19 protein-coding genes are annotated in these 17,535 nt (G+C 65.8%); 14 read left to right on the top strand and 5 right to left on the bottom strand.

The genetic code is table 11. The features are described 5' to 3' along the window. Positions 1 to 9 precede the first annotated feature (9 nt). Entirely contained in the window at positions 10 to 855 is an 846-nt protein-coding gene (locus tag AAFG13_RS11265; RefSeq protein WP_212310046.1) for a glyoxalase superfamily protein, read from the bottom strand. Positions 856 to 1,125: 270 nt separating this feature from the next. On the opposite strand from AAFG13_RS11265, the gene AAFG13_RS11260 reads away from it, so the two are divergent. The 5 genes from AAFG13_RS11260 (at position 1,126) to AAFG13_RS11240 (ending at position 4,785) form a co-directional block, all read left to right on the top strand. Next, positions 1,126 to 1,362: a hypothetical protein gene (locus AAFG13_RS11260; protein WP_092115402.1), complete on the top strand. Its 237-nt coding sequence runs from the start codon at positions 1,126 to 1,128 to the stop codon at positions 1,360 to 1,362. 26 nt (positions 1,363 to 1,388) lie between these two features. Beyond that, positions 1,389 to 2,348 (top strand): LysR family transcriptional regulator, encoded by a 960-nt coding sequence (locus AAFG13_RS11255; RefSeq protein ID WP_342712033.1) that lies wholly within the window; start codon positions 1,389 to 1,391, stop codon positions 2,346 to 2,348. Between the two features lie 88 nt (positions 2,349 to 2,436). After that, a complete protein-coding gene (locus AAFG13_RS11250) occupies positions 2,437 to 3,147 on the top strand; it encodes an SDR family oxidoreductase (protein ID WP_212310043.1) in 711 nt (236 codons plus the stop codon). 22 nt (positions 3,148 to 3,169) lie between these two features. Then, complete coding sequence (locus AAFG13_RS11245; protein WP_342712032.1) at positions 3,170 to 3,421, top strand: 4-oxalocrotonate tautomerase family protein; 252 nt, start codon at positions 3,170 to 3,172, stop codon at positions 3,419 to 3,421. Between the two features lie 122 nt (positions 3,422 to 3,543). Beyond that, positions 3,544 to 4,785: a YbfB/YjiJ family MFS transporter gene (locus AAFG13_RS11240; RefSeq protein WP_342712031.1), complete on the top strand. Its 1,242-nt coding sequence runs from the start codon at positions 3,544 to 3,546 to the stop codon at positions 4,783 to 4,785. Here AAFG13_RS11240 and AAFG13_RS11235 read toward each other — a convergent pair. From AAFG13_RS11235 to AAFG13_RS11220, 4 genes are all read right to left on the bottom strand, one after another. After that, a complete protein-coding gene (locus AAFG13_RS11235) occupies positions 4,782 to 5,933 on the bottom strand; it encodes an aminotransferase class V-fold PLP-dependent enzyme (RefSeq protein WP_342712030.1) in 1,152 nt (383 codons plus the stop codon). The two genes, AAFG13_RS11240 and AAFG13_RS11235, sit on opposite strands and share 4 nt — an antisense overlap. Before the next feature lie 51 nt (positions 5,934 to 5,984). Next, on the bottom strand, positions 5,985 to 6,872 hold the full coding sequence (locus AAFG13_RS11230; RefSeq protein WP_342712029.1) for a hypothetical protein: 888 nt from the start codon (positions 6,870 to 6,872) through the stop codon (positions 5,985 to 5,987). A gap of 88 nt (positions 6,873 to 6,960) precedes the next feature. Beyond that, entirely contained in the window at positions 6,961 to 7,713 is a 753-nt protein-coding gene (fliP, locus tag AAFG13_RS11225) for a flagellar type III secretion system pore protein FliP (protein ID WP_092115397.1), read from the bottom strand. Continuing rightward, positions 7,710 to 8,639, bottom strand: coding sequence for a flagellar biosynthetic protein FliO (locus tag AAFG13_RS11220; RefSeq protein ID WP_342712028.1), 930 nt, complete (start codon positions 8,637 to 8,639; stop codon positions 7,710 to 7,712). Before AAFG13_RS11220 ends, fliP begins: the two co-directional genes overlap by 4 nt. 371 nt (positions 8,640 to 9,010) lie before the next feature. On the opposite strand from AAFG13_RS11220, the gene flgB reads away from it, so the two are divergent. The 9 genes from flgB to AAFG13_RS11175 all read left to right on the top strand — a co-directional run bounded on the left by flgB (position 9,011) and on the right by AAFG13_RS11175 (position 17,357). Continuing rightward, complete coding sequence (flgB, locus tag AAFG13_RS11215) at positions 9,011 to 9,421, top strand: flagellar basal body rod protein FlgB (RefSeq protein WP_207831093.1); 411 nt, start codon at positions 9,011 to 9,013, stop codon at positions 9,419 to 9,421. A 111-nt stretch (positions 9,422 to 9,532) separates the two neighbouring features. Next, positions 9,533 to 9,958, top strand: coding sequence for a flagellar basal body rod protein FlgC (gene flgC, locus AAFG13_RS11210; RefSeq protein ID WP_097675999.1), 426 nt, complete (start codon positions 9,533 to 9,535; stop codon positions 9,956 to 9,958). A gap of 26 nt (positions 9,959 to 9,984) precedes the next feature. After that, positions 9,985 to 10,296, top strand: a complete 312-nt coding sequence (gene fliE / locus AAFG13_RS11205; protein WP_342712027.1) for a flagellar hook-basal body complex protein FliE — start codon at positions 9,985 to 9,987, stop codon at positions 10,294 to 10,296. Positions 10,297 to 10,359: 63 nt separating this feature from the next. Continuing rightward, positions 10,360 to 10,623 (top strand): flagellar biosynthesis protein FliQ, encoded by a 264-nt coding sequence (gene fliQ / locus AAFG13_RS11200; RefSeq protein WP_050401183.1) that lies wholly within the window; start codon positions 10,360 to 10,362, stop codon positions 10,621 to 10,623. An 18-nt stretch (positions 10,624 to 10,641) separates the two neighbouring features. Next, positions 10,642 to 11,412: a flagellar biosynthetic protein FliR gene (fliR, locus tag AAFG13_RS11195; RefSeq protein ID WP_092115392.1), complete on the top strand. Its 771-nt coding sequence runs from the start codon at positions 10,642 to 10,644 to the stop codon at positions 11,410 to 11,412. 113 nt (positions 11,413 to 11,525) lie between these two features. Next, positions 11,526 to 12,599, top strand: a complete 1,074-nt coding sequence (gene flhB, locus AAFG13_RS11190) for a flagellar biosynthesis protein FlhB (RefSeq protein WP_212310037.1) — start codon at positions 11,526 to 11,528, stop codon at positions 12,597 to 12,599. Between the two features lie 141 nt (positions 12,600 to 12,740). Continuing rightward, the gene (locus AAFG13_RS11185) at positions 12,741 to 15,320 is read left to right on the top strand and encodes an ATP-binding protein (protein ID WP_342713321.1); all 2,580 of its coding nucleotides are present in this window, start codon (positions 12,741 to 12,743) and stop codon (positions 15,318 to 15,320) included. Between the two features lie 249 nt (positions 15,321 to 15,569). Beyond that, positions 15,570 to 16,529: a TIM44-like domain-containing protein gene (locus AAFG13_RS11180; RefSeq protein WP_212310036.1), complete on the top strand. Its 960-nt coding sequence runs from the start codon at positions 15,570 to 15,572 to the stop codon at positions 16,527 to 16,529. A 201-nt stretch (positions 16,530 to 16,730) separates the two neighbouring features. Further along, the gene (locus tag AAFG13_RS11175; RefSeq protein WP_342713319.1) at positions 16,731 to 17,357 is read left to right on the top strand and encodes a lectin; all 627 of its coding nucleotides are present in this window, start codon (positions 16,731 to 16,733) and stop codon (positions 17,355 to 17,357) included. Positions 17,358 to 17,535: the final 178 nt, after the last annotated feature.

Here is a 17,535-nt window from a genome sequence, read left to right as displayed (position 1 = left end):
CACGGGCTGTTACGGGCCGGGAGTCACCCACGCGGTTGAAATGATGCCCTTGTCGTCGAGCGCGATGCGCCAGTGCGCGGCGCCGTTCGCCTGTCTGACGCTATAGACGTCTTCACCTTGCTCGCCGACACCAAGAAAGCGGATCGCCTGGATCGTCCCGAGGTCCGCAAGGGGCTGAAGCCACGTCATCTGCTTGCGGGTCGCCGCCGCCAGCGCCGGGCTCATCTCATTGTAGTTGGGATTCCCCGAGGCGATCCCATCGATCAGGCGGTGCAGCGCAGCCTCGGTTCCAGGACTGGCCGACTGGTTCTTGACGCGCTCCGCCGTCTGATCGGCGATCTTGCCTGCCGCCGCGGCATCGATACGCGCCATCGCAATATCGCTGCCGTTCTGATGCAGAATCAGCGAGGTGGCTCGTCCGTCCGGTCCGACGACGAAGCTGACCTGGGCGTCGACAATCCTGGCGAAGAATTCGGTCACGCTCTCCGCAAAGAACCGCACCGAGCGCTGCCCGGTCAGTTGCATCACCAGATGATGTTCGTCGGGTGTCACCGTGAACACGGCGCGGTCGCTGAGCTTGTAGAAGCCGGCATAATTGTCGAGCACGGCGGAATCCACCGCGATTTCCTGCCGCGCGGCGATCGGCGGTGATTCTGCAGTGGAGTCTGCAGCCTGTGCCGGCGTGCTTGGCGGTCCGGCGGCCTGTATCCGCGCCGCCAGCGTGTTCCAGTCGCGCTGACCGAACAATCTGGCGACCAGCTCCAGGCTGTCGCTGTGGGTGAGGGGGATCGATTTGGCGGCGAGCGCTTCGCGCAGCGTCTGCGCCATGGCCTTGGCATCACGAAAGTCGCGCATGGGATCAACCTTTGCATCGACGAACGGAAAGCGTCAGGGGCTTGCGTTGCTGACCCGTTCGTGCGGGCAAAGGAAGCCTGAAACCTGGCTTGATACGTTCACCGTCCCCGGGCGGGGTGCAAGCGGCGGGTGGTATCGACCCGGCCCGATGTTCGCCGGGGACCTGCAATTTGTCAATTGCAACAGCCCGTGATCGGGTGCGTCCTCTCGACATTTCGCTGCCAAATCGGCAACCATGGCTGATGTCGCCAGCCGGGAGGACGCCGTCACATGAGCAAGCCGATCAAGACTGAAGCCGAACTCATCGCGATGGCGCGGGCCGAGTTGAAAGTTCATGCCGACTGCCCCGACGGCATCGACATCTCCGTGCTGCGCGACGGCGACAGCTGGGAATTCCGCGCCAGCGCCAACGAAGCCACGGTGGCGCGGCCCGGCTACCCCGAATGCGTCGCGATGCTGGTGCAGATCGGCGATCACCTCAGCAAGCAGTATGACGTAGAGGGCTAGCGGCTGCAGCGAGCCCGGGGAGAGCGATGGACCGCATCGACGCCATGAAGGTCTTCGTCGCGGCGGTCGACGAGGGCAGCCTTGCCGGTGCGGGACGGAAACTGCGGCGCTCGCCGGCGGCGGTCAGCCGGGCGATCGCATTCCTCGAACATCATGTCGGCGCCGAACTGCTTCATCGCACCACGCGGTCGCTGAAGCTGAGCGACGCCGGCCAGCGTTACGCGGCGGCGTGCCGGCGAATCCTCAGCGAGCTGGAGGAGGCCGACATCTCGGCCGGCGGCGAGCGGTCGGCGCCACGCGGCACGCTGACCATCACCGCACCCGTCGTCGTCGGCGAGGACGTGCTGCGGCCGCTGCTCGACGCCTTCATGACCGAATATCCGGCGGTGACGGTGCGGCTCGTGATGCTCGATCGCACCGTCAATCTGATCGACGAGGGCATCGACGTCGCGCTGCGCATCGCGCAGCTCGCCGATTCCAATTTTGTCGCGATCAAGCTCGGTGAGGTGCGCCGTGTGGTCGCGGCGTCGCCCGGCTATCTTGCGCAGCACCCTGATATCAGCGAGCCGGCTGATCTCGCAAAACACCAGATCATTGCGATGACGCATTTCGGGCTCGACTCCTGGAGCTTTCCGCCGGCCGCGAAGTCGAAGGTGGCGCGCGCGGTCCAGTTCGCGCCGCGCCTGTCCGTCAACACGGTGCGGGCGGCGGTCGCCTCGGCCAGCGAGGGGCACGGCGTCACCCGGCTGTTCTCGTATCACATTGCCGAGGAAATCCGTGACGGGCGATTGCAGATCCTGCTTGCCAAGGACGAGCATCCGGCCTTGCCGGTGCATCTGCTGGCGCCGCAGGGTCGCTTCGACGTGCCGAAGGTGCGCGCCTTCGTCGATTTCGCGGCGCCGCGGCTGAAGCGCTATTTCGAGCGGCTGTCGCGCGAGGCCAGCCAGGCCAGTCGTTCGCGCCGCGGAAGAGTGTCTGCCGAATAGCGGGCATTCGCACGAAATGCGGATGTATCTAGCTTGCGCTCCATCGAGGCGGTGCTGATGCCGCTTCAGCAACAGATGGAGAGATATCATGGGTGCAGAGCAAAAGGTTGCCATCATCACCGGTGCGTCGCAGGGGATCGGCGAGGCACTGGTCAGGGGCTACCGCGATCGCAACTACCGCGTCGTCGCCAATTCCCGCAGCATCAAGCCGTCGACCGATGCTGATGTGCTGGCGGTCCCGGGCGATATCGGCGATCCCGAGGTCGCCGATCGCATCGTCAAGCAGGCCCTCGCGCGCTTCGGTCGCGTCGACACGCTGGTGAACAATGCCGGCATCTTCGTCGCCAAGCCGTTCACCGATCACACCGACCAGGACTACGCGTCGGTGCTCGCAACCAACCTCAACGGCTTCTTCTACATCACCCGCCGCGTGGCGAAGGAGATGGTGAAGCAGGGGTCCGGGCATATCGTGCAGATCACGACGAGCCTCGTCGACCACGCCAACAGCAACGTGCCCTCGGTGCTGGCGTCCCTGACCAAGGGCGGGCTGAGCGCGGCGACCAAGTCGCTCGCGATCGAATATGCCGCCAACGGCATCCGCGTGAACGCAGTTGCGCCCGGCGTGATCAAGACGCCGATGCACGCCCCCGAGACCCACGACTTCCTCGCCAAGCTGCATCCGGTGGGCCGCATGGGCGAGATGAAGGACATCGTCGACGCCGTGCTGTTCCTGGAAGGCGCGGGCTTCGTCACCGGCGAGATCCTGCATGTCGACGGCGGCCAGAGCGCCGGTCACTGACGAGCACGATCGGGAGCGTGTGATGCCTGTTGTCACCATCCAGGTCACGCGTGAGGGGACGACGCCGGGTGTGTCGTCCACCACGCCTGAGCAGAAGGCGGCGCTGATCAGGGGCACCAGCGAATTGCTGCGCGACGTGCTCGGCAAGCCGATGGAATCGACCTTCGTCATCATCGAGGAAGTCGATACCGATAATTGGGGCTGGGGCGGGCTGCCCGCGCTGGACTATCGCAAGAAACTCGCTGCCGCTACGGCGTTGAAATCTTCCCGCTGACGGCCCCTGCCACGTCGAACTGGGCACCTCTCCCGATCGGGAGAGGTGAGCTGTGATCGCTGCGAGCGATTGCTGCGATCGCAACTAATCATTTTTCACGAACGGCCGGAGGGCCTACTGCCATGTCCATGTCAGCCAATGTCGATCATCATCGGGGCCATCACGCCGGATCGCATCGCGATGCTGGCGGGCCGCTGTGGCTATCGGCGGCCGCGGGGCTGTGCGCCTCGCTGGTCGGGCTCGGGCTGGCGCGCTTTGCCTACACGCCGCTGATCCCGGCGCTGATCGCGGCCAAATGGTTCACGCCGGCGGAAGCCGTCTATCTCGGCGCCGCCAACCTTGCCGGCTATCTCGCCGGCGCGCTGATCGCCCGCGATCTCGGCGCGCGCATCGGCTCGGTGTGGGCGTTGCGCGGAATGATGCTGCTGGCTGCCGTCACCTGCTTTGCCTGCGCGGTGCCGATCTCCTTCATCTGGTTCTTCGGTTTCCGCTTCCTTGCCGGCATCACGGGCGGGGTGATCATGGTGCTGGCGGCGACTGCGATCCTGCCGCACACGGCGCCTAGCAAGCGCGGCCTGATCGGCGGCGTGATCTTCGCCGGTGTCGGACTGGGTGTCGCAGCGTCGGGAACGCTGGTGCCGTTGTTGCTGCAGCAGGGCGTCAAGCAGGCCTGGTACGGCCTTGGCGTGCTGTCGGCGGTGCTGACATTGATCAGCTGGAAGGCGTGGCCGGCGGAAGTGCCAGCCGCGCATGCTGCTGCCGAGCCGCAGGTCGCGTCGCATAGTGTGCGCTCGCCGCTGGTGATCGCGCTGTGCGTGGAATATGGCCTCAATGCGCTGGCGCTGGTGCCGCACATGGTGTTCCTGGTTGATTTCGTCGCCCGCGGCCTCGGGCAGGGCATCGCGGCAGGATCGTACTACTGGGTGCTGTACGGCATCGGCGCCGTGATCGGACCGCTGCTGACGGGGCATCTCGCCGACCGTGCCGGCTTCGCTGCGGCGCTGCGTGCCGCGTTCCTGATCGAGACGGTCGCGGTCGCGCTGCCCGCCGTGACGAAGTCGCCAGCCGCGCTGATCGTGTCGAGCCTCATTGTCGGCGGTTTTACGCCGGGCATCGTGCCACTGGTGATCGGCCGCATCCACGAGTTGATCCCGCATTCGGCCGCGAGCCAGCGCTCCGCATGGGCACGGGCGACCACGACCTTCGCGCTGTTCCAGGCGGCAGGCGCCTACGGCCTGTCCTGGCTGTTCGCGCACAGCAGCGGCGATTATGCGCTGCTGTTCGTGATCGGCGCGGCCGGAGTCGCTGTCGCGCTGGCGATCGAACTGGTCAGCGTCGTCGCGCTGGGGCGCAAGCGGAGTTAGCCGCGCAGCGCTTTGGTCAAGCCTGCGACGAGGCGATCCACATCGGCCTCGTCGTTGAACACGTGCGGCGAGATCCGCATCCGGCCGAGCCGCAGCGCGACGTGGATGTTCTCGGCGGCGAGCCGCGCGATCAATTCCTTCGGGATGCCGCCGGCCATGCCGAGGCTGAGGATATGCGGCGCGCGCACGCTGCGCGCCAACAAATTGAGCCCGAGATCGCGCACGCCATCGGCGATCCGCTCGTTAAGCATCGCGAGCCGCGCGCTGACGGCGACAGCACCCCATTCCGCCATCATCTCCATGCCGATCGAGGCCATCTCCAACGTGATGAAATGATCGCGCTCGCCCATGTCATAGCGCCGGGCGTTGTCGACATAGGCGAGATCGCCGAAATAGACCGGCTTCTCGGAATTGACGTCGCGGCGGCCGGCGGAGGTCTGCTCCAGCGGCACGCCGTTCTGGTGACGTTTTGCAACGTAGAGAAAAGCGCGGCCGTAGGGACCGATCAGCCATTTGTAGGTCGGGAAGATCACGGCGTCGGGGTCGAGTTTTGTCACATCCATCGCGACGACACCCGCGCTCTGCGTCGCGTCGATCACGAACATCGCGCCATGCCGCCGCAGCGTTGCTTGCACCCGGTCGACGTCGATGATGCCGCCGTCCGCCCAATGCACCGACGAGATCGAGGCGAGGCCGACGGGCGGCGCGCCCGGCCGCTCGATCGTCGCGAGCACCGCCGACGTCCAGTCGCCGTCGGCGGGCTGGCGCACGGTGTCGACGACGAAACCCTGCGCCTCGGCGCGGGCGTGCCATTCCAGCACCGGCGAGGAGTGATCGTTCTCCAGCACGATAACGCGCGTGCCGCGCGGAATGGTCAGCGCCTTCGCCACGGTCGCGATGCCGTAGCTGATCGCCGGGATCAGCGCGACGTCATCAGGATCGGCATTGATCAGGCGTGCCGCCGCGGTGCGCGCGCGTTCATGCTGGCGGCCGGCGAAACCGGCGTCGATCGTCCAGGGCTGGCCCTTGCGTCCGACCGCCGCGCGGCCGGCGTCGAGCGTTTTCAGCGGCAGTGGGCTGTAGGACGCGGAGTTCAGGTAGCAGACCTCACGTGGGATCTCGAACAGATGGCGCTGGGAGGGAAGCATGTCGTCTCGTGGCTGGGAGTGCTGATGATGTCGCGATGCGGGCGAGCGCGCTCATCCGTCATACTGGTCCGGCGCCATCGCCCATGGCGCCTGGTCGTAGCCGTTGGCGAAGGAGCGGTTGGTCTGCGCCGGATTGCGGTTGACCAGCGGCCGCAGATACATCGGATGGGTGGCGCTGCGCACCTCATGCTCGACGGTGAACAGGTGCCGGCCATTGGCGGGATCGACGATGTCGCAGAAGCGGTACTGATACTGATTGTCCTCGCGGGACACCAGGTTGCGCTCGCGCAGCCGCTTGTAGGGGCCGGAGAAGTCCGTGATGTAGATCTGGACGTGATGGCCGTCGAACTCGCCCTGCGCCTGGTCGGTCTCGCGGAATTGCAGATACTGGTCCTTGCCGACCTTGGCGCGCGCGACGACACCGTCGCCGTTCACGACGCCGGCGGGGATGCCCATGATTTCGGGATAGAACCGGCTGATCGCCTCGGCCGTGCCGTGCTGCACTTCGAATTCAACATAGGGTATGCCGAGCGCGATGCGCCCGAACCGCGCGGCGTCCGGTTCAAAGCAGCGCAGCCGGTTGCCCCAGGGGCAGGTAGCCTCGACGTGATCGTTGCGCTCGCGATAGCCGAACGCGGTGCCCTCGAGCTTGGGCGCGACCGCGGCGAGCCGCTGTAGCAGGGCCTGCCGTCCGGCGATCACGATCGCGGTGTGGCCGCGCAGCACCTGCGGCCGTCCGCTCGGCAGATGAAACTGGCTGCGGCCGGCATTCACCCACATGTTGCTGTCGGAGACCATCAGATAGGGATCGCGGGTCAGTCCGATGCCGGCGACGTAGAACAGCGTGGCGAGGCGCTGGTCCGGCACCTGCACGTTGACGTGCTCGAGATGAATGGCGTTGCCGAGGTCTTCTGCGGCGCGGTCGAATGGCTGCTGCACGGCGCGGCTCCCTGGATGCGGTGCCGCGCATGATAGTGCAACGGCACGGCCGATCCAGCGATGAGGCCATGAATGTTTCGCGGGGCTGCTACCCCCCGTAACTCTGCACCAGGCTGCCGGCGACCAGCGCCCAGCCGTCGACCAGCACGAAGAAGATCAGCTTGAACGGCAGCGAGACCACCACCGGCGGCAGCATCATCATGCCCATCGACATCAAGACCGAGGCGACCACGAGGTCGATGATCAGGAACGGCAGGAACAGGAGGAAGCCGATCTCGAATGCGCGCTTCAGCTCGGAGATCATGAAGGCCGGCACCAGGATGCGCAGCGACATCTCCTCCGGCGTCGCCGGCGGCGGCTCGCCGGAAAGGTCCATGAACAGCTTCAGATCCTTCTCGCGGACGTTCTTCTGCATGAAGCCGCGCAGGGGGACCGAAGCGCGCTGCAGCGCTTCCTCGACGCCGATCTGGTTGGCGACCAGCGGCTTGATGCCGTCGTCATAGGATTTCTGCAGCACCGGCCCCATCACGAAGGCGGTGAGGAACATCGCGAGCGCGATCATCACCGAGTTCGGCGGCGCGGTCGCGGTGCCGAGCGCGGTGCGCAGCAGCGACAGCACGACCACGATGCGCGTGAACGACGTCATCATGACGAGAATCGACGGCGCGATCGACAGCACCGTGAGCAGCGCGATCAGCTGGATCGCGCGCTCGGTCACGCCGCCATTGCCGCCGCCGAGATTGATGCTGATATCCTGCGCCATCGCCGGATCGGCGAAGGATCCGGCGGCGATCAGGACAGCGATGAAAAAAACTCTACGCGGGACGGTCCCTGATCTCACGAAGGATTCTTCGGTCGGCCGAGCAGCGATGCCATCTCGTCTTCGAGATTCTCGAAGCCGCTCTTCTGTCCGCCGGCCGGTGGGGCAGGCGGCTCGCTACGCGGCGCGCGAACCGGCGGCGCCTCGGGAGCAACCGGCGGGGCGACGGTCTCGCCGGCGCCGGTCGGGCGGCGCAGTGCCGCCTCGAGCCGCTGCGCCATCTCGGCCAAATTTGCATCGGCGTTCGATGCCGGCGGCACCGGCGGAGGCGCCTGGGTTGCGACCGGCGGCGGAGCAGGGGGAGGCGGCGGCGTGACGGCGCGCTCGGGCGCCCGCGGCGGCGCCTTCGGCGGCTCGGCAGCGCGCGGCGGACGCGGGATGACGGGTTCGGAGCGCGGCGGCAGGCGCGGCGGCATCGGATCGGGCCGCGGTTCGCTGCGCTCGGCCGTAAAGCCCGTCAGCGGATCGTTGCGACGCTCGGCGATCGGCGGCGGGGGCCGGCGCAGCTCGTCGGCGAAGGAGGGCCGCGCTTGTCGCGGCGGCAGCTCCGGCTCGGGAAGGTCGAAATTGTCGGATCGGGCGGCTTCGCTCTCGTTCCAGGCGGCATCCGGAAGCGGCGCCACGCGCGGCGGCGCGGCATCGGCTGCGACCGCGGGGCGGGTCGACATCTGATCGCGCCCCGGCATCGCCCGGACGATGTTCGGCTCGACGACGATGTCGGTGGGACCACCGATCATCAGGAGATGCTCGATGTTGTCGCGGCGGACCAGCACCAGCCGGCGGCGGCCATCGACGGCCGCGGCGTCGATCACGGCCAGTCGCGGCATCCGTCCGCGGTTGGCGTTGGCCCCGAGGCGGTTCCCGGCGAAGCGGCGGACGAGCCATGCGGTGACGCCGATCAGCGCCAGCACGACAACGAATGCCAAGACGAATGTAATGACCTGCATATTGGAGTCCCCGGCCATCGTGGCCTTCCTCAGCTTCCGCCATCAACGAGCGCGGATTGATAGGTGCGGTTTTGCGCAGCGAATCGCGCCCGAGATTCGCCTTATTTCTTAATTCCCAGCGGCTTGCAGCCGACTGTTCTATTAATAAACCAAGAATCGCTTGTCCCAAAACGACTTCTCAGCGCCCCATGCTGTCTTGGTTTGTGCTGGTTAACGCAGCATTCGTGGCGAAAATGCGCTCGCCGGCCGCAGTTGCGGCGTTCTCCACGGCTCCGTCCGACATTTTAACCACCCGTTAACCATACACCGGGCAAATTCTGCCTACCTCGGAAGGCCCAAGGGTCGTCCAAGAGGTTAACGGAGCCGCGGCGATGTCCATGAACGATCTGCCGATCCTGTCGGCGTTGCGCAGCAAGATGCAGTGGCACCAGGAGCGCCAGCGGGTGCTCGCCGAGAACATTTCCAATTCCGACACGCCGAACTTCCGGCCGCGCGACCTGGTCGAGCCGAAGTTCGACCGGGCCGGCACCACGGTCGGCGGCGGCATGGGGACGCTGCCGATGATGCAGACCAGCGCGACCCACATGGCGGCGTCCGGTGCGCCGGACACATTCGACAATGATCGCGGCAAGAGCGGGTTCCAGACCCGCCCGGCCGGCAATGCGGTCAATCTCGAGGACCAGATGCTGAAAGTGTCGGCCAACCAGATGGACTACGCGGCCGTCACCTCCCTCTACAGCAAGAGCCTGCATCTGCTGAAAACCGCGATCGGCAAGGGTTAGGGCATGATCCGGAAAAGTGTGATGCGGTTTTCCCTCGCGACAAACGCGGAACGCGTTTGCGCGGAGATCATGCCCAAACCAGCAAAAGCCTGACGGCGGCGGGAGGATCCCATGGCAGATGGAACAAGCGATTTCACCCGCTCGATGAGCATCGCGACCTCGGGCCTGCGCGCGCAGGCGGGGCGGATGCGGGTGATCTCGGAAAATATCGCCAACGCCGATTCGACGGCGCAGACCGCGGGCGGCGATCCCTACCGCCGCAAGGTGCCGACCTTCTCCTCCGCGCTCGATCGTTCGCTCGACGCCCAGGTCGTGACGCTCGGCCGGATCCGCCCCGACCAGTCGTCATTCCGCATCAAGCACGAGCCGGGCAATCCGGCGGCCGACGCCTCCGGCAACGTCAAATATCCGAACGTCAATTCGATGGTCGAAATGACCGACATGCGCGACGCCCAGCGCTCCTACGAGGCGAACCTCAACATCATCAGCGCAACGCGGCGGATGATCCAGCGCACGCTCGACATCCTCAAGTCCTGACGCAACGAGAACAGGGAACGCAAATCATGGCTACACCGAAAGTCGCCGCCAACGCCTACGCCAACCTCGCGAAATTGATGGAGCGCGGCGGTGTCGAGAAGGCCGGGCAGGCCGTCGCCGGCCCGTCCTTCAGCGCGCTGCTGAAGGACTCCGTCGGCAGCGTGCTGGAAGCCGGCAAGAAGTCCGACGCGCAGACCATGGCGATGGCCTCCGGCAAGGCGAATGTGATGGATGTGGTGACGGCGGTCGCCGACACCGACGTTGCGGTGTCGACGTTGGTCTCGGTGCGCGACCGCGTGATCCAGGCCTATGAAGACATCATGAAGATGCCGATCTGACGTCCATCAGGACGTCATCCCGGGGGCGATGTGAAGCAAGATTGCAAAAGCGAGAACACAACAATGACCGGCCCTGAAACTCTCGACGTGGCACGCGACGCGATCTGGACCATCGTGCTGGTATCGTCGCCTTTGATGGTGGTCGGCCTCGTGGTCGGCGTCGTGGTGTCGTTGTTCCAGGCGCTGACCCAGATCCAGGAGCAGACGCTGGTCTTCGTGCCGAAGATTCTCGCGATCTTCGTCACATTGCTGCTGGCGCTGCCCTTCATGGCGGACGCGCTCAGTAGCCACATGATGCGGATTTCGTCGCGAATCATCGGCGGTTGATGCACTAATGCCGCGGTCATGCGCATCGATGTCTCCCTGCTTCCGGCGCTGGCCGCAATCTTCGTGCTGGTCTTCGCGCGCGTGGGCGCGATGGTGATGCTGCTGCCCGGTTTCGGCGAGAGCAACATCCCGGCACGGGTCAAGCTGTCGATCGCGCTGCTGCTGACGCTGATCATCCTTCCCCTGCATCGCAACGCCTATCATGTCGACCTGACGTCGATCTCCTCGCTCGGCGTCCTGATGGTGCATGAGCTGATCATCGGCATCGTGCTCGGCGCGACCGCGCGGGTGACGCTGTCGGCGCTCAACGTCGCGGGCTCCGTGATTGCGCAGCAGCTCGGGCTCGGCTTCGTCACCGCGGTCGACCCGACCCAGGGGCAGCAGGGCCAGATCGTCGGCAACTTCCTCACCATCCTCGGCCTGACGCTGCTGTTCGCCACCGACAGCCATTATCTCGTCATCGCGGCGCTGAGCGAAAGCTACCGCATCTTCTCGCCGGGCGAGATCATGCCGACCGGCGACGTCGCCGCGCTTGCGACCTCCGCGTTCTCCGCCGCCTTCAAGATCGGCCTGCAGCTGTCGGCGCCGTTCCTGGTGTTCGGCCTCGTCTTCAACATCGGGCTCGGCGTGCTGGCGCGGCTGATGCCGCAGATGCAGGTCTACTTCGTCGGCGTGCCGCTCTCGATCGTGGTCGGCTTCCTGATCTTCGGCGTCGTGCTGGCGGCGATGATGAATACCTATTTCGACTACTTCAACGGCGTCATGCGCCAACTCGCTCCAATGAATTGATGAGTGAGCGTTTTCGAGCGAAGTGGGAACCGGTTCGCGTGAAGAAAACGCGTCAAAGATAGGGGCCGCAGAACATGATGCGATCAAGTCGCATCATGTTCTAGGGAGAAGAGATGGCCGACGATACCGAAGACAAAACAGAAGACCCTACGCAAAAACGTCTCGATGACGCCCTTGAGAAAGGCGACGTCGTCAAAAGCCAGGAGGTCAACACCTGGTTCATCATCGCCGGCGCCACGTTGGTGCTGTCGACCTTCTCCGGCTCGATCGGCGGCGGCATCTTGGTGCCGCTGCGCAATCTGATCGCCAATTCATGGATGATACGCACCGACGGTGCCGGCCTGCTTCAGCTGACCCAGACGCTCGGCTACGCCGTGGTCGCCGCGATCGGCGTGCCGTTCCTGATGTTGGCGCTGGCCGCGATCGCGGGCAACATGATCCAGCATCAGCTGGTCTGGTCGGGCGAGCAGCTCAAGCCGAAATTCTCCAAGATCTCGCCGGCGGCCGGCTTCAAGCGGCTGTTCGGCAAGCAGGCGGTGGCGAACTTCCTGAAAGGCCTGTTCAAGGTGATCGCGCTCGGCGTCGTGATGGTCATGGTGCTGTGGCCCGATCGGCTGCGGATGGAATCGTTCCTGCGGGTCGATCCGGCCGAGCTGCTGCCCGCCATCACCGGCATGACGGTGCACCTGCTGGCGGCGGTGGTCGCCCTCCTCGCCGTGGTTGCGATCGCCGACTACTTCTTCCAGTACCGGACCTGGTACGAGCGTCACAAGATGTCGCTGCAGGAGATGAAGGAGGAGTTCAAGCAGTCGGAAGGCGACCCGCACGTCAAGGGCAGGATCAAGCAGTTGCGGGTCCAGCGCGCCAAGAAGCGCATGATGGCCCAGGTTCCGAAGGCCTCGGTGATCATCACCAACCCGACCCACTATTCGGTGGCGCTGGCCTACGACCGCAGCATGTCGGCGCCGATCTGCGTCGCCAAGGGCGTCGACAACCTCGCCTTCAAGATCCGGGAGATCGCCAAGGAGCACGACATTCCGATCGTGGAGAACGTGCCGCTGGCCCGGGCGCTCTATGCGACCGTCGAAATCGACAAGGAAATCCCGGTCGAGCATTACCATGCGGTTGCCGAAATCATCGGCTACGTGATGCGGTTGAGGCGCGGCCTGTCCGGCCTGCGCCAGTAAGGGGCGGAAAACCGCTTGAAATGCGCGTAACTTGCGAAATTGCCGCCTGATGGACTTGCGTTTTCGGGTCCGATTCAGGCACTCAGGGGCGAGGTGGCCGGCCGGTCGCCTTCGTGATGCAGACGAGCCATGTCTCTCCAGATGACCGCCGATAGCAACGATCCTCCCGCGACCGAGCCGTTCGTGGCTCACGGGCCAGCGCGGCGGAGCGGCAGTATCCTGCTGGTGCTCCTGATCGCCACCGGCATCGTCGCGGTGGCGGTCTGGCTCATGACCATCGGCCGGACCCAGGCGCAGCCCTATATCCTGTTTGTGCTGGCGCTGCTCGCCACCGTGGGGCTGTTCAACCTGTTCGCCCTTGCCGCCGGCATCATCCGCTTCTCCGACCGCACGAGCGACGACCCGGTGATGGGCCGGATCGCCGACCACGCCCATGAAGGGCTCGTCGTCACCGACTCCCGCGGCCACGTGGTCTATTCCAACGCCGCCTATCTCACGCTGACCGGCGCGGCAGGCCCGCAGGACGTCCGTCCCGTCGAACGCGTCTTTATCGGCAACCCCGACGTCTCCGAGGCGGTGTTCCGCCTGTTGAAGGCGGCGCGCGAGGGCAAGCGGCAGCAGGAGGAGGTCCGCGTCGCCGCCCACGAGGCCGGGCAAGGTGGCGGACAAGGCCGCTGGCTGCGCCTGCGGGTACGCCCGCTCGGCGAGGGCAAGCGCGACGCGAAATATGCGGTGTGGTCGATCGCCGACGTCACCCGCGACCGCGAGCGCCAGGAAGACGTGTTCCAGGAACTGCGGCACGCGATCGAATATCTCGATCATGCGCCGTGCGGCTTCTTCTCGGTCAATCCGGCCGGGGAGATCGCCTATATCAACGCCACGCTGGCCAACTGGCTGGACTACGATCTCGCCGAGATCGGCTCGGGCGGCCTGAAGCTGACCGACATCGTCTCGGGCGACGGCGCGGCGCTGCTGACCTCGATCGCGGCGGTGCCCGGCGAGGTCAAGACCGAGGTGTTCGACATCGACCTGCGGATGCGCGGCGGCAAGACCGTGCCGGTGCGGCTCTATCACAAGCTCGCCTTCGGCGCCGACGGCGCGGCGGGCGCCTCGCGCACGCTGGTGATCAGCCGCGCCCGCGACGAGCATTCCGATCCGGAGCGTGCCGCCGAGGTGCGCTTCATGCGCTTCTTCGACCATACGCCGATGGCGATCGCGACCGTCGATCGCGGCGGCAATGTGGTCGGCGCCAATGCCCGCTATGCCAAGCTGGCGCAGGGGCTGAACGGCGACGGCGGCGCGGCCAAGTCGATCTTCCGCGCGGTCAATCCGCGCGACCGCGGCCTGCTGATCGCCGCGATCAACCAGGCTGCCGAAGGCCAGGGCGACATTGCGCCGGTCGAGGTTATGCTCGACGGGCCTAAGGAGCGCTCCGCCCAGTTCTTCGTCACCACCGTCGAGAAGGACGAGCGCGACGCCGAGACCGCAATCGTCTACATGCTCGAGACCACCGAGCGGCACGCGCTGGAGAACCAGATCAACCAGTCGCAGAAGATGGAGATGGTCGGCCAGCTCGCCGGCGGCATCGCGCACGACTTCAACAACGTGCTGTCGGCCATCATGATGGCGAACGACTTCCTGCTGAACGCGCACAAGCCGACCGATCCGTCGTTCCAGGACATCATGCAGATCAAGCAGAACGCCACCCGCGCCGCGACGCTGGTGCGGCAGCTGCTTGCGTTCTCGCGCCGCCAGACGCTGCGGCCGCAGGTGCTCGATCTCGGCGATGCGCTCTCCGACCTCACCATGCTGCTGCGCCGGCTGATCGGCGAGAAGGTCAAGCTCGACCTTGTGCATGGCCGCGACCTGTGGCCGGTCAAGGTCGACGTCTCGCAATTCGAGCAGGTGGTGGTCAATCTCGCGGTGAACGCGCGCGACGCGATGCCCGACGGCGGCAAGCTGATCATCCGCACCACCAACGTGCCGACCGAGGAAGCCGCGCAGCTCGCCAACAAGGGCATGCCGGCGGCCGATTATGTGAAGATCGAGATTTCGGACACCGGCACCGGCATTCCGCACGAGATCATCGACAAGATTTTCGAGCCGTTCTTCTCGACCAAGGAAGTCGGCAAGGGCACCGGCCTCGGCCTGTCCACGGTCTACGGCATCGTCAAGCAGACCGGCGGCTTCGTTTATGTCGATTCCGTGCCGGGCGGCGGCACCACGTTCCGGATCTATCTACCGAGGCATCACCAGGAGCAAGAGGTTGCACCGGAGGCGCATGCCGGCAACAGCGCGGCGAAGGAAACCGCCGCCGCGGATGCCACCAAGCCGAAGCCTGATCTCACCGGGCAGGGCACCATCCTGCTGGTCGAGGACGAGGACGGCCTGCGCTCGCTGAATGCGCGTGGCCTGCGTTCGCGCGGCTACAGCGTGATCGAGGCGGCGAACGGCGTCGAGGCGCTGGAGGCGTTCGAGGAGAACAACGGCAAGGTCGACCTCGTGGTGTCCGACGTCGTGATGCCGGAGATGGACGGGCCGACGCTGCTGAAGGAAATGCGCAGCCGCAATGCGGAGCTGAAGATCATCTTCGTCTCGGGCTATGCCGAGGACGCGTTCGAGAAGAGCCTGCCGGAGAACCAGCAGTTCGCGTTCCTGCCGAAGCCGTTCACGCTGACGCAGCTGGTTGCCGCGGTGAAGGAAACCATGACGGCGAACTAGGCCCGGGTGACGAGCCATGATACCCCTTCGCTTCCTGCAGGGCAGGGGCAATGTTGCAATGCGGTCTCGCGGTTGAACCTGAGCCCCATCTCGCGCTAGGACGCGCTGTCGCATCCACAAGGACCATTGTGTCACATCGCCGCGACCGAGGGCCGCAGCCGCGGTTCCCGTTTCCCGCTTCACTTTTATCGGGCCCTGCCCATGTTAGGGGTGTTTCCCCATGCCGGGGAATCCTTTGAGGAAACCAACATGAATTTCTCGCAACGCACGCGTGGAATTGTCCGGGCGATCGCCGTCGCGATGGCGCTGGCGCTGCCCGTGATGATGACCGTTTCGGCGGCCGACGCCCGCGTTGGCGGCGGCGGCTCGCGCGGCTCGCGGACATTCTCCGCGCCGCCCTCGACCAGCACCGCGCCGGGCTCGGTTGCTCCGATGAACCGTACCTTCAGCCAGCCTGGTAGCCCCAGCATGGGCTCGCCGGCGGCGGCGAATTCCGGCGGCCTGTTCGGCCGCGGCGGAATGGGTCGCGGCCTGCTCGGCGGCCTGGCCGCGGGCTTCCTTGGCGCCGGCCTGTTCGGCATGCTGTTCGGCGGCGGCCTGTTCTCGGGCCTCGGCGGGTTGTCGTCGATGTTCGGCCTGCTGCTGCAGATCGGTCTGATCGTGCTGGTGGTTCGGCTCGCGATGTCGTGGTGGCAGCGGCGCAATGCGCCGGCCGCCGCCTACGCGGGGGGCCCCGACGTCGGCCCTGGTCCGCAGGCGAACGCCCGTTCGGGCTTCGGCTTTGGCCTCGGCGGCGGATCGAATGCGCCGGTCGAGATCACACCTGGTGACTACGAGACGTTCGAGCGGTTGCTCGGCGACATCCAGGCCGCGTGGTCGAACGAGGACATTGCGAAGCTGCACACGCTCGCGACGCCGGAAATGGTGTCGTACTTCTCGAAGGATCTCGAGGAGAACAAGGCGCGCAACGTCACCAACAAGACCTCCAATGTGAAGCTCTTGCAGGGCGATCTGGCGGAAGCCTGGCGCGAAGGCGACAGCGAATATGCGACGGTCGCGATGCGCTACTCGCTCGTAGACACCATGCTGGAGCGCGGCACCGGCCGTCAGGTCAGCGGCGGGCAGCCGGAGGAGATCACCGAGGTCTGGACCTTCGTGCGCCAGCGCGGCGGCAACTGGGAGCTTTCGGCGATCCAGCAGACCAACTGATCGACAGCCGGTCACGACAAGTACAAGGCGCCGCGGCATCAACCGCGGCGCTTTTGTTTTGTGGGCTTCATTCGCGTGTCGTGGCGCCGGAATATCCGGACTACCTGCGGGTTGATGTCAGCGGGCTAAAGCAACCATCGGGAGAACGAGATGAAGTTCACTGCACATATCGCGGTTCCTGCCTGTCTTGCGTTCGTCGTCATGGCCGCGCCGCCGGCAACGGCGCAGACCGCCGACACCAGCTTCTTCGTGACCAGCAACGGCATCGGCAATGGCGGCAATCTCGGCGGGCTCGCCGGCGCCGACAATCATTGCCAGACCCTGGCGCAGGCCGCGGGCTTCGGAGCGCCGAAGACATGGCGCGCCTATCTCTCGACCCAGGCGGCCGACGGAAAGCCCGCGGTGAATGCGCGCGATCGCATCGGCAAGGGCCCGTGGAAGAACGTGAAGGGCGTCGTGGTCGCCAAGGATGTCGCCGATCTGCACAGCGCCGGCAATAATCTCACCAAGCAGACCGCGCTGTCCGAGAAGGGCGACGTCATCAACGGTGCCGGCGACACGCCGAACCGCCACGACGTGCTGACGGGATCGCAGGCCGATGGTACGGCGTTTGCAGCCGGTGAGGACCGCACCTGCAAGAACTGGACAAGCAGTACGCAGGGCGCCGCCATGGTCGGGCACTTCGACCGCAAGGGCCTGCGGGATGACGAGCCGTCAAAATCCTGGAACATGTCGCATCCCTCGCGCGGTCCTGACGGCGGCTGCTCGCAAGCCGATCTGAAGAGCACCGGCGGCGACGGCCTGCTGTACTGCTTCGCGGCGAATTGAGGGGAGCGGCGAACGGGGCGGAGCCCGTCCCCCGTCATTGCGAGGAGCGATAGCGACGAAGCAATCCATCTTTCCGCAAATGCGGTGCGGTGGATGCTTCGCGGAGCCTGTCATCGGGCGGCGCTGCGCGCCGACCCGTTGGCTCGCAATGACGAGGCGAGAGCGGCGTACCCTCGAC

Source organism: Bradyrhizobium sp. B124 (assembly GCF_038967635.1).
In the GTDB taxonomy this organism is placed as follows: Bacteria; Pseudomonadota; Alphaproteobacteria; order Rhizobiales; family Xanthobacteraceae; genus Bradyrhizobium.
Note: the sequence above shows the minus strand (reverse complement) of the source record. Positions and strands in the feature narration are given on the sequence as shown.

Excerpts from the sequence above, each read along its gene's own strand:
- AAFG13_RS11260 (WP_092115402.1), top strand. The coding sequence starts at position 1,126 with ATGAGCAAGCCGATCAAGACTGAAGCCGAACTCATCGCGATGGCGCGG.
- fliR (WP_092115392.1), top strand. The coding sequence starts at position 10,642 with ATGCGCATCGATGTCTCCCTGCTTCCGGCGCTGGCCGCAATCTTCGTG.
- AAFG13_RS11180 (WP_212310036.1), top strand. The coding sequence starts at position 15,570 with ATGAATTTCTCGCAACGCACGCGTGGAATTGTCCGGGCGATCGCCGTC.
- AAFG13_RS11235 (WP_342712030.1), bottom strand. The coding sequence starts at position 5,933 with ATGCTTCCCTCCCAGCGCCATCTGTTCGAGATCCCACGTGAGGTCTGC.
- AAFG13_RS11250 (WP_212310043.1), top strand. The coding sequence starts at position 2,437 with ATGGGTGCAGAGCAAAAGGTTGCCATCATCACCGGTGCGTCGCAGGGG.
- AAFG13_RS11175 (WP_342713319.1), top strand. The coding sequence starts at position 16,731 with ATGGCCGCGCCGCCGGCAACGGCGCAGACCGCCGACACCAGCTTCTTC.
- AAFG13_RS11255 (WP_342712033.1), top strand. The coding sequence starts at position 1,389 with ATGGACCGCATCGACGCCATGAAGGTCTTCGTCGCGGCGGTCGACGAG.
- flgB (WP_207831093.1), top strand. The coding sequence starts at position 9,011 with ATGTCCATGAACGATCTGCCGATCCTGTCGGCGTTGCGCAGCAAGATG.
- flgC (WP_097675999.1), top strand. The coding sequence starts at position 9,533 with ATGGCAGATGGAACAAGCGATTTCACCCGCTCGATGAGCATCGCGACC.
- AAFG13_RS11240 (WP_342712031.1), top strand. The coding sequence starts at position 3,544 with ATGTCCATGTCAGCCAATGTCGATCATCATCGGGGCCATCACGCCGGA.
- AAFG13_RS11185 (WP_342713321.1), top strand. The coding sequence starts at position 12,741 with ATGACCGCCGATAGCAACGATCCTCCCGCGACCGAGCCGTTCGTGGCT.
- AAFG13_RS11265 (WP_212310046.1), bottom strand. The coding sequence starts at position 855 with ATGCGCGACTTTCGTGATGCCAAGGCCATGGCGCAGACGCTGCGCGAA.
- fliQ (WP_050401183.1), top strand. The coding sequence starts at position 10,360 with ATGACCGGCCCTGAAACTCTCGACGTGGCACGCGACGCGATCTGGACC.
- AAFG13_RS11245 (WP_342712032.1), top strand. The coding sequence starts at position 3,170 with ATGCCTGTTGTCACCATCCAGGTCACGCGTGAGGGGACGACGCCGGGT.
- flhB (WP_212310037.1), top strand. The coding sequence starts at position 11,526 with ATGGCCGACGATACCGAAGACAAAACAGAAGACCCTACGCAAAAACGT.
- fliE (WP_342712027.1), top strand. The coding sequence starts at position 9,985 with ATGGCTACACCGAAAGTCGCCGCCAACGCCTACGCCAACCTCGCGAAA.
- AAFG13_RS11220 (WP_342712028.1), bottom strand. The coding sequence starts at position 8,639 with ATGCAGGTCATTACATTCGTCTTGGCATTCGTTGTCGTGCTGGCGCTG.